Genomic DNA, 11,058 nt, shown 5'->3' on the forward strand with positions numbered 1-11,058 from the left:
CACACTCCGCTGGTGCGCGTTGACCTTGGGCCGTCACTTGCGGTCGTGCTGTTGCTGCTGACCGTGTTCGCCGCCGCCGTGGTCCGCCTCGGCGGCCTCGGCCCGGCCCGCCCGGTGCTCACCGCCGCCGCCCGCGCGGTGCTCCAGCTGACGCTGATCTCGTTGGTGCTGCTGGGCGTGCTGCGCTCGGCCGGATGGACCGCGGTGTTCATCACGCTGATGTGCGCGGTCGCCGTGCTCACCGCCGCCCGCCGGGTCAGCGCACCGCGGGACAGCGGCTGGCTCGCCCTGGCGATCGCCGGCGGCGCGCTCCCGGTGCTGCTGCTGTTGACCGCCAGCGGGGTGGTGCCCCTCGCACCGATCGCGGTGCTGCCGGTGGCCGGCATCCTCATCGGCGGCGCGATGACCGCCACCAGCCTGGCCGGCCGGCGCGCGCTGGACGAGTGGCACACCCGGCACGGCGAGTACGAAGGCGCACTGGCCCTGGGCCTGTCCCCCCGGGACGCGGTGCTGGAGCTCTGCCGTCCCACCGCCGGTCAGGCCCTGGTGCCCGCCCTGGACCAGACCCGCACCGTCGGGCTGGTCACCCTGCCCGGCGCCTTCGTCGGCATGCTGCTCGGCGGCGCCACCCCGCTGGCAGCCGGTGCCACCCAACTGGTTGTGCTCATCGGACTACTGGCTGTGGAAGCGGTCGCGGTGCTGGTCACCGTGGAACTGATCGCCCGGGGTCACATCGGCGGCCCCCGCAGCAGAGGTTAGGCTTTCCTAAGCTCGTCACTGGGAGGAAAGCGCATGTCCATGAGAACTCGGCTGCCCGGCGTGGCCATCGCCCTGGCCGCCACCCTGGTGCTCACCGCCTGCGGATCCGGCGGCACGGCACCCGCCACCGGGCAGGGCGGGGGAGACGGCGTCTTCCCGGTGAAGATCGAACACAAGTACGGCAGCACCGAGATCACCAAGCGCCCGCAGCGGGTGGTCACCCTCGGCCTGTCCGACCACGAGACCGCGCTGGCCCTGGACGTCAAGCCGGTCGGCGTCGTGGACTGGTTCAAGGAACGCCCCTTCGGCAAGTTCCCGTGGCAGGCGGAGAAGTGGGCAGGCACCGAGCCCACCATCGTCGGCGAGCGCGACGACATCAACATGGAGAAGGTCGCCTCGCTGCGCCCGGACCTGGTGATCGCCCAGTACTCCGGCATCACCAAGGAGCAGTACGAGACGCTGACCAAGCTCAACATCCCGGTGGTGGCCCAGTCCGGCAAGCACCCGGACTACGCCACCCCGTGGGAGGAGATGGCCCGCACCATCGGCAAGGCGCTGGGCAAGGACAAGGAGCTCGACGCCAAGATCGCCGACCTCAAGGCCCAGTTCGCCAAGGCCCGCGCCGACCACCCCGAGTGGGCCAAGCAGACCGCGCTGGTCGCCGACAACTTCCAGCCCGGCATCTTCGCCGCCTTCGCCGCGCACGACCCGAAGCTGGCCTTCCTGCTCGACCTCGGCTTCCAGACCCCGGACCGCCTGCGCCAGGCGCCCAAGGAGCAGAACATCATCGAGGTCGGCTCCGAAGGCCTGCCGGAGTTGTTCGAGGTGGACCGCCTGGTCTGGCTGACCAGCGACGCGACCAGCGAGCCGAAGGTCAAGGCCGACCCGGTGTACCAGCGCCTCAAGGTCGCCAAGGAGAAGCGGGACCTGTTCGTCTCCTACTACGAGCCGCCCATCGGCGCGGCCATCTCGTTCAACACCGTGCTGAGCATGCCCTTCGCGCTGAAGAACCTGGTGCCGATCCTCGCCGCCAAGTGACCGGAGCCGGGCAGCGAGGAATCCCGTTCCGCGGATGGAGATCCACATGGTCCAGGTGCCCGGCAGGCGGGGCAGCGCCCCACCGCGCCCGGCCCGCCTGCGCGGCGTCACCCTGCGCGCGGGCGGGCTGCTGCTCGCGCTGGCCGCGCTCGCGCTCGTGTGCCTGCTCAGCGTGTGGCTGGGGCTGAAGTCGATCCCCTTCGCCGACACCTGGTCGGTGTTGTGGCACAACGACGGCAGCGCCGAGGCGGTGATCGTGCACGAGCTGCGGATCCCGCGCACCCTGCTCGGCCTGCTGGTCGGCGCCGCCCTGGGGCTCTCCGGCGCGCTGATGCAGGCGTTGTCCCGCAACGCCCTGGCCGAACCCGGCCTGCTCGGCGTGACCATGGGCGCCTCCTCGGCGGTGGTCATCGGCATCGCTTTCCTCGGTGTCTCCGGCACCTCCGGTTCCGTCTGGCTCGCCTTCGCCGGGGCGGCCTTCGCCTCGGTCGTGGTCTACGTGCTCGGCTCCACCGGCCGCGCCGCGGTCACCCCGGACCGGCTGATCATGGCCGGGGCGGCGATCACCGCGGTGCTGCTGGCGTTCAACTCCGCGGTGCTGCTGCTCGACCCCGGCGCCTTCAACCAGTACCGCTTCTGGCACGTGGGCTCGCTGGCAGGCCGCCGCATGGACGTGGTGACCGCGGTCGCCCCGTTCCTGCTCGGCGGCACCCTGCTCGCCCTCGGGCTGGCCCGTCCGCTCAACGGACTCGCCCTCGGCGAGGAGACCGGCCGCGCCCTCGGTGTCCACATCGGACGGACACGTTGGCTCGGCGCGCTGGCCATCACCGTGCTCTGCGGCGCGGCCACCGCGGCGGCAGGCCCGATCGGCTTCCTCGGCCTTGCCGTGCCGCACATCGCCCGGCTGCTGGTCGGCGCCGACCAGCGCTGGGTGCTGCCCTACTCCGCGGTGCTCGCGCCGATGTTGTTGCTGGGCGCGGACATCCTCGGCCGTCTGCTGGTGGCGCCCGCCGAGCTCGCGGTCGGGATCGTGACGGCGGTCCTGGGCGCGCCCGTGTTCCTCGCCCTGTGCCGCCGCCGGAAGCTGGTGCACTCGTGACCCGTGTCCAGGAACGTACCACGCCGATCAGGGGCCGGGTGCTGCGTGTCCACAGGGGCTGGTTGTCCCTGCGCCTGGACCCCAGGGCGCTCACGGTCTGCCTGCTGCTGGCCCTCGGCGCGGCCACCGCCGGCGTGTTCGGCATGACCACCGGGGACTTCCCGCTCACCCCCGGCGAGGTGGTCAACGCCTTGCTGGGCCTGGGCGACGGGCCCACCGAGTTCATCGTGCTCACCCTGCGCCTGCCCAGGGTGGTGGCCGGACTCGTCATCGGCGCGGCGCTCGCGGTCAGCGGCGCGGTGCTGCAGAGCCTGACCCGCAACCCCTTGGGCAGCCCCGACTTCATCGGCTTCACGCACGGCTCGGCCACCGGCGCGATCATGGTGATCGTCTGGTACCAGGGCAGCATGGCCGAGATCTCCCTCGGCGCGCTGGCCGGCGGCACGCTGACCATGGTGCTGACCTACCTGCTCGCCTTCTCCAGGGGAGTGCAGGGCTTCCGGCTGGTACTGGTCGGCATCGGTGTGAGCAGCCTGCTCATCGCGGTCAACCTGTACCTGGTCACCCAGGCCAACATCTACGACGCGCTGCAAGCGCAGGCCTGGCAGACCGGCTCGCTCAACGGCCGCACCTGGGGCCACCTGCTGCCGCTGGGCGCGGCCATGGTGCTGCTGCTGCCGCTGGCCCTGCACTACGGGCGCAGGCTGGCCGTGCTGGAGATGGGCGATGAGGCCGCAGCCGCACTGGGTGTGCGGGTGGAGCCCACCAGGCTGGTGCTCATCGCGATCAGCGTCACCCTGTGCTCGCTGGCCACCGCCGCGGCCGGCCCCATCGCCTTCCTCGCGCTGGCCGCCCCGCAGCTGGCCCGCAGGCTCACCGGCGCGACCGGTCCGAACCTGGCCGCCTCCGCGCTCATGGGCTCGCTGCTGCTGGTGGTCAGCGACCTTGCCGTGCAACGGATTTTCGCCCCGGTGCAGCTGCCGGTGGGCATCGTCACCGGCGCGATCGGCGGGCTGTACCTGGTGTGGCTGCTGGCCCACGAGTGGCGGCGCGGCCGGTAGGAAACGACACCGTTTTCCCCAACAGCGAACAGCATCCGGACAGTGGCGGACACAACCCCGCCCGCAGGCTGCGCGGCCGCCTCGATCAGGACACGAACGTGTTGCGGGAGCAATCATCCGCGCGGTTCACCAGGCATGGTCTACCCAGCGTTTCCGCACGTCGCCAACGATTGCGGAACCCCTGGCCCAGGTGGCGCCCCGCGCCCGCGCCCCCGTTTCGCGGGGCGCCACCTTCCTTCACCGAACAGGTGACCGCCCCCGAACGAGGCGAGCAGGGCCGATGCCCCCGGTACCGCCATTTGTCTGGCATTCCCGGCCCCAGAACCCGGACAACCGAACCCCCGATCCGGCACCTTCTGTCATCCTCCCCGCCCCTGGTTGGGCTGGTCGAGCGATGACCACTCCCTAAAGTGTGCAACCACCCCAGAGTGGTTGGCCCTGCCCGCATCGCCTGGTTGCCTGGCCCCAGGCGACCCCTGCGCCGCCCAGTCCGACGTCCCCCGCGAGAAGGCACAGGTGCGAGGTTATGCAGCCATTCGAGCTGCCCGAGTTCTACATGCCCTACCCGGCCAGGCTGAACCCCAACCTGGAGGCGGCGCGCGTCCACAGCAAGGCGTGGGCGTACGAGATGGACATGATCGACGTGCCCCAGCACGGCGTGCCCATCTGGGACGAGCACGACCTCGACTCGCACGACTACGCCCTGCTGTGCGCCTACACCCACCCCGACTGCGACACCGCGACGCTCAACCTCATCACCGACTGGTACGTCTGGGTCTTCTACTTCGACGACCACTTCCTGGAGATGTACAAGCGCTCCCGCGACATGGGCAGCGCGGTCGGCTACCTGGACCGGCTGCGCCTGTTCATGCCGGTGACCGGGCAGATCACCGAGGAAGCGACCAACCCGGTGGAGAAGGGCCTGGCGGACCTGTGGAACCGCACCGTGCCCTCGCACTCGGCGGACTGGCGGCGGCGGTTCGTGGAGAGCACCAAGAACCTGCTCGACGAGTCGCTGTGGGAACTGTCCAACATCAACGCCGAGCGGGTGTCCAACCCGATCGAGTACATCGAGATGCGCCGCAAGGTCGGCGGCGCGCCCTGGTCGGCCAACCTGATCGAACACGCCACCGGCGCCGAGGTGCCGGAGAGCATCGCCGCCGCCCGCCCGCTGGAGGTGCTGCGCGACACCTTCGCCGACGCCGTGCACCTGCGCAACGACCTGTTCTCCTACGAGCGCGAGGTGCTCGACGAGGGCGAGCTGAGCAACGGCGTGCTGGTGTTCGAGAAGTTCCTGGAGATCCCCACCCAGCAGGCCGCCGAGGCCGTCAACGACCTGCTGACCTCTCGCCTGCACCAGTTCGAGCACACCACCCTCACCGAACTGCCCCCGCTGTTCGAACGCTTCACGGTCACCCCGGAGCAGCGCCTGGCCGTGCTGGCCTACGTGAAGGGCTTGCAGGACTGGCAGTCCGGCGGCCACGAGTGGCACATGCGCTCCAGCCGCTACATGAACAAGGGCGGCAAAGCCGCACCCACGGCCCTCGCTGGCCCCAACGGCCTCGGCACCTCAGCCGCCCAGATCATCCCGTCCATCCTGCGCACCATGCCGCAACGCCTGCGCAGCTTCACCAACCTCCCCTTCCGCCAGTGCGGCCCCCTGCCCCGCCCCGACTTCTACCTCCCCTACACCACCACCCTCAGCCCACACCTGGACCAGGCCAGGGAAAACGTCGTGGTGTGGGCCAAGGAAATGGGCATCCTCGACGAACCCCACCCCGCCTCGCCCGACCGCACCATCTGGTCCGAACAGAAGATCCGCGACTACGACCTCCCCCTCTGCGCCGCGGGCATCCACCCCGGCGCCACCCCGGAGGGCCTCGACCTCAGCTCGGCCTGGCTGGCCTGGGGCACCTACGGCGACGACGCCTACCCCCTGATCTTCGGCCACCCCCGCAACCTGGCCGCCGCCCGCCTGCAAACCGAACGCTTCAAGCTCTTCATGCCCCTGGACGCCACCCAGACCGAGGCCCCGCTCAACGCCATGGAACGCGGCCTGGCCGACCTGTGGAACCGCACCGCCGGCCCGATGACCGGCCCGCACCGCAAGGTCTTCCGCAAAGCCGTCGAGGACATGACCGAGAGCTGGGTGTGGGAACTGGAGAACCAGTTCAACAACCGCATCCCGGACCCGGTGGACTACATCGAGATGCGCCGCGCCACCTTCGGCTCAGACATGACGATGTCGTTGTGCCGCCTGCAACTGGGCCAGTCCGTCCCACCGGAGATCTACCGCTCCCGCCCGGTCCAGTCCCTGGAGAAGTCCGCCCAGGACTACTCGATGCTGATGAACGACATCTACTCCTACCAAAAGGAGATCCAGTTCGAGGGCGAGCTCCACAACGCCGTCCTGGTCACCCAGAACTTCCTCGACTGCGACCTGCCCCGCGCCGCCCACCTGGTCAACAAACTCATGACCGCCCGCATGCACCAGTTCGAACACATCCTCGCCGAAGAGTTCCCGGCCCTGTTCCGCGACTACAACCTCGACCGCAAGGCCCAGCAAACCCTGCTCCACTACGCCGAAGACCTCAAACACTGGATGTCCGGCATCCACATCTGGCACGAGGACTGCACCCGCTACACCGAACCCGCCCTCCACCGCCACAACCCCACCAACCCGCTCCCGTCCCCCCACTCCACCCCCACCACCCCACACCCGTCCCCGCACCCCACCCCCGCCCCACTTCCCCCAATCGGCCCCACCGGCCTAGGCACCTCAGCCGCCCGCCTAAATCCCCACCCCACCCCAACCCCCACCTAACCCCCAAAACCCCGCGCACCCCCAACGCCGACCACGTCCCCCCAGACGTGGTCGGCGTCTGTCAACCCACCCAAACCACAAACCCACCCAACCCCCACCCACCCCACACCCCCTCGCACGTCAACCCCCACCCCCACCCTGTTCGCCAACAGCAGAACCCCTCCCGGAACCCACCCCCATGATCGTCTCGTTACCGCAGAGAAAGCGGAGGCCGGCGCGGACAACCGGTCACGGTCCCCAAGCGCCCAACCCAACAGCCCCAACGAAACCCAACCCCAGCCCCGCCCAGCTAAGCCGAGCCGGACCCAGCTAACCGAGCCGAACCCAGCTAAGCCGGGCCGGGCCGAACCCAGCACCGCCGAGCCCGGCCTACCAGCGACACCGAGCGAGCCACCCCACCCGCCACCGCGAAGCCACGCGACCCGCCACCGCGAAGCCACGCGGACTACCAAGCCCCGCGCGGACCACACGGACTACACGGACTCCAACGCAGCCACCGCCGCGAGGACCGCAGCAGGCTCCGTGCGATTGGCGTAGTTCGGCTGCACCTCCAGCCACCGGATCACCCCGCCGCGATCCAGCACCAGCACCGTCGGCATCGGCACCTGCGCGGTGTGGTCGGCATTGGCAGCGGCCACGTCGATGCCGAGCGTGGCCTGGGCGGCCTTCGACTCCGCCGTCGCCTCGGTGACGATGCCCAGCGCCCGCGCGAGCTCGTTGCCCGGATCGGACAGCACCGGGAACGCCAGCTCGTTCTTCTCCCGCGTGCTCAGCGAGCCGTCCGGTCGCTGCGGGCTGATCGCGATCAGGGCGACGTCCCGGGTTCGCAGCTGTGGCAGGAGGTCTTCCTGGTAGGTGCGGAGGGCCAGGTTGCAGTACGGGCACCAAGCGCCGCGGTAGAAGACCAGCACGGCTGCCCGGCCGGTGCGGGTGGCCGCGAGGGTGGTGGGGTTGCCGTGGGCGTCCAGGAGAGGGGTTTCGGGGATGGGGGTGCCCGGGGTGGGGAGGCCGGGTGGGAGGCCTTGGGTTTCGCGGGCGTGTTGTTCCTGGGCGAAGGGGGCCAGGACTTCGGCGGGAGCCAGGGTGGCGAGGTGGGTGACGAGGGCGTCGCGTTGTTCGGCGTAGCTGGGCATGAGGGATTGCCTTTCGGGGCAAGGGGTTTGGTGATTCAGAAAGTCTGGAGGGGACACTCCAGAACCTAGCCGGATTTTTTGGAGTGTCAACTCCAGACTGTTGGTTCGGGCGGGATAGGGTGCAGCCGTGAGTGAGGCGAGTGGGGCCGGGGGGCGGTTAACGGCCAAGGGACGGGCGACCCGGGAGCGGATCGTGGCTGCCGCGGCTCAGCTGATGTTCGAACGCGGGGTGGCGGGGACTAGCACCGAGGACGTGCGGGCCGCCGCGGAGGTCAGCACCTCGCAGATCTACCACTACTTCCGGGACAAGCCCGCGCTGGTGCGCGCGGTGATCACCCACCAGACCGAGCAGATCATGACCGCGCAGCAGGCGTTCTTCGCTCGGCTGGACAGCATGGACGGGCTGCGGGCGTGGCGCGACGCGCTGGTGGAGTTGCAGCGGTCGCGGCAGTGCGCGGGTGGGTGCCCGATCGGGTCGCTGGGCAGCGAGCTGGCCGACTCGGACACCGCGGCGCGGGTGGAGGTCGCGGCGGGGTTCGCGCGGTGGGCCGAGGCGATCGCGGCGGGGTTGCGGGCGATGCGGGACCGGGGGGAGTTGCGGGCCGGGGCCGATCCGGATCGGCTGGGGCTCGCGGTGCTCACCGCGTTGCAGGGCGGGTTGCTGCTGACGCAGATCCGGCGGGACACGGTGGCGCTGGAGAGCGGGCTGGACGCGATGCTGGAGCTGGTGGAGTCCTACCTGGTGTAACTGAAGTTGATAAACCCGTTGCGGCAACCGGGTCGATGCGTCACCCTGTTAGCAGACAACTCAACCCACAGCGTCACGATGAACGGCACCGGGAAGCTGCGCGGGCGTAGGCGTCGACCGACAGGGCGCGCCGTTGCACCAGTCGCGCTGCCCGACGTGATCGCCGTTCATCATCGGGAAGCCGCCCTCCGCCTAGTCGGACCGGGCGGCTTCCGCTATTTCGGGGCGCGGACAGCCGGGCGCGAGCGAGGCCGGGAGAGATGGGCGGAGGCTAGCCGGGGCGGGTGGGGCGGAGTCGAGCCAGTCGGAGCCGGGCCGGAGCCGGGCCGGAGACGCGCCAAATTGGAGACGCGCCAAATCGGAGCCGGGCCAAATCGGAGCGGCGACCAGACCCCCGGGGGCTGGCAGGTGTCGGAGTGGTGACCGAGCGCCGGAGCGGTGGCCGAGCGACAGGGTAGTGACCGAGCGCCGGAGTGATGGCGTGGCCGAGGTCGGGCCAAGCCGGAGCGGTGACGGGGCATCGGAGCGGCGGTATGGCCGGGCGGTGGCGAGATACCGGTGGCGAGATACCGGTGGCGGTGATCCGGCGGTGTGGTGATCGGGCGCGGGAAACAGCGGCCCGGAAGAGCAGATCAACCGCCGGTGCGGATAGCGCCGAATGGCCGGGAAGTGCGTTCCGGCCGGACCGGAACTGGACAAAAGGATTGGGCTGATCGCGTGATCACCGACACGCTGTAACGGATGGCGATGATCACGCGATAAACACCAAATCAGTCCTTAGTTTCCGCGCTTGACGCGGATTTCCAGCAGGGTCGCGGACTTGCCGGGGCCCTCGCCCTCGCCGATTCCCTCGGCGCCGCCCGGCGCCACGGTGGTCGAGCCGGGGACACCCTTGACCGTGTAGTTGGCGACCGTGGTGTGCGTGCTGTTGCTGAAGACGACGAAGGACTCCGTCAGTTCCATGGTCAGGAAGCCGGTGTTGCCGCGCACGCTGAAGCAGAACGGGGAGCGGTTGCGGGCGCGGACTTCCAGCAGGTCAGCGCCGGTGACGCAGTCGGTGAGCAGGACGTTGCCGTCGCCCTTCTTCAGCAGGATGCCGCGCTCTGCGAAGATCTTGTCGGCGCCCGGGTAGTCGTACTCCTCCTCCAGCGGGGGCGGGTTGTCCTCGGCCACGGCGGCGGTGGCCGTACCCAGCAGCGCGGTGCTGCCCGCGAAGACGAGAACTCCGAGTCGGGACAAAAAGCGCACGGTTGTGCCCCCAGTGACGAGATGGTTTGGATCGGCGCACCCGAATGCCGGATGGTCCGAGGAAAAGGTAGGCATTCGCACCCCGGGTCCGGAAATAATGTGAGCAGCGTCACCACGGTGTTGAAAAATTCGGTGGTTAAATTTCTTCCTGGTCGAGTCCGACAGGGACTCGCGGTCCTGGGGGATTTACTGTGCGCAAACGCAGTATTGTGCTGCGCTCGCTACGGTCGGTCACCGCGGCGCTTGTCGTGACCTCGCTCCTGGTGGGGGCGGCTCCGGCCGCGCTCGCCGAGGAGGTTCCGGCCGGTGCGGCGCGGGCGGAGACCTTGCAGCTGCTGAAATCCGGTGGTCCTGGCCTCAAGCGGGCCGCCGCGGCCGCGCTGTCGGGTACCGATGACGACGTCCGGACGTTCCTGGCCACCGGCCGGGCCAAGCCGGAGGCCGACGACCTGCAGGTGCGCATCGCGCAGCTGATGGCCGCCGGTGGTCCCGCGGTCAAGTCCGCGGCGCAGCGGGCGCTGTTCGGCACGCAGGCCGAGCAGAAGGCCTTCGTCGAGGACGGCTGGCGGCGGCCGGCCGAGGACGACCTCCAGGTTCGGGTCACCCAGGCGATGGACGAGGGCGGCCCCGGGGTGAAGGCGGCCGCGCAGAAGGCGCTGCGGGGCACGGCCGATGACCGGCGGCGGTTCCTGCTCGCCGGGTTCTTCGACGCCAAGTCCGATGACGACCAGGTGCGGGTCACCCAGATCCTGACCATCGGCGGGCCCGAGGTGCGTAAGGCCGCGCAGCGCGCGCTCAACGGCAGCCGCGAGGACATCGAGTACTTCCTGCGTTACGGCTACGAGGTCGCCGCCGCGCGGGACCAGGAAGTCCAGGACATCTCCCAGCTGGTCGACCTGGCCCGCCTCGCCGGCGAGCGCACCAAGGAGCAGACCGAGGCGGCCAAGGTCGCCGCGGAGCAGGCGATCACCGCCGCGCGGCTGGCCAAGGAGGCCGCGATGAAGGCGGCCGAGGAGACCAAGGCCGCCCAGGACTCCTCGGTCCGGGCCGCTGCGCCCAGGGCCTGCTGCAACCGGGCGATGAGGTGGTGCTGGAGGAGCCCACCTACCGCGGTGCGCTGGAGGCCTTCCGGGCCAGGGGCGCCAAGG

General features: G+C 70.1%; 9 protein-coding genes. 7 read left to right on the forward strand and 2 right to left on the reverse strand.

The window, feature by feature from the left end; translation table 11 throughout:
* The first annotated feature begins 12 nt into the window (after positions 1-12).
* The 5 genes from ACWDY5_RS23735 to ACWDY5_RS23755 all read left to right on the forward strand — a co-directional run bounded on the left by ACWDY5_RS23735 (position 13) and on the right by ACWDY5_RS23755 (position 6,781).
* On the forward strand, positions 13-759 hold the full coding sequence (locus ACWDY5_RS23735) for an ABC transporter permease (protein WP_449724357.1): 747 nt from the start codon (positions 13-15) through the stop codon (positions 757-759).
* Between the two features lie 33 nt (positions 760-792).
* Positions 793-1,797, forward strand: coding sequence for an ABC transporter substrate-binding protein (locus ACWDY5_RS23740; RefSeq protein WP_449724358.1), 1,005 nt, complete (start codon positions 793-795; stop codon positions 1,795-1,797).
* A 34-nt stretch (positions 1,798-1,831) separates the two neighbouring features.
* A complete protein-coding gene (locus ACWDY5_RS23745) occupies positions 1,832-2,896 on the forward strand; it encodes a FecCD family ABC transporter permease (RefSeq protein ID WP_449724359.1) in 1,065 nt (354 codons plus the stop codon).
* Complete coding sequence (locus ACWDY5_RS23750; RefSeq protein ID WP_449724360.1) at positions 2,893-3,957, forward strand: FecCD family ABC transporter permease; 1,065 nt, start codon at positions 2,893-2,895, stop codon at positions 3,955-3,957. The genes ACWDY5_RS23745 and ACWDY5_RS23750 overlap by 4 nt, the downstream gene beginning before the upstream one ends.
* A gap of 526 nt (positions 3,958-4,483) precedes the next feature.
* On the forward strand, positions 4,484-6,781 hold the full coding sequence (locus ACWDY5_RS23755) for a terpene synthase family protein (protein WP_449724361.1): 2,298 nt from the start codon (positions 4,484-4,486) through the stop codon (positions 6,779-6,781).
* Between the two features lie 473 nt (positions 6,782-7,254).
* Here ACWDY5_RS23755 and ACWDY5_RS23760 read toward each other — a convergent pair whose 3' ends face one another.
* Complete coding sequence (locus ACWDY5_RS23760; protein ID WP_449724362.1) at positions 7,255-7,914, reverse strand: peroxiredoxin-like family protein; 660 nt, start codon at positions 7,912-7,914, stop codon at positions 7,255-7,257.
* A gap of 127 nt (positions 7,915-8,041) precedes the next feature.
* Here ACWDY5_RS23760 and ACWDY5_RS23765 point away from each other — a divergent pair, with 127 nt between their 5' ends.
* On the forward strand, positions 8,042-8,662 hold the full coding sequence (locus ACWDY5_RS23765) for a TetR/AcrR family transcriptional regulator (protein WP_449724363.1): 621 nt from the start codon (positions 8,042-8,044) through the stop codon (positions 8,660-8,662).
* 777 nt (positions 8,663-9,439) lie between these two features.
* Here ACWDY5_RS23765 and ACWDY5_RS23770 read toward each other — a convergent pair.
* The gene (locus ACWDY5_RS23770) at positions 9,440-9,901 is read right to left on the reverse strand and encodes a hypothetical protein (protein WP_449724364.1); all 462 of its coding nucleotides are present in this window, start codon (positions 9,899-9,901) and stop codon (positions 9,440-9,442) included.
* 200 nt (positions 9,902-10,101) lie between these two features.
* On the opposite strand from ACWDY5_RS23770, the gene ACWDY5_RS23775 reads away from it, so the two are divergent.
* A partial coding sequence (locus tag ACWDY5_RS23775; protein ID WP_449724365.1) for an ALF repeat-containing protein occupies positions 10,102-11,058 on the forward strand: 957 nt, incomplete at its 3' end.

Source organism: Crossiella sp. NPDC003009, assembly GCF_053591555.1.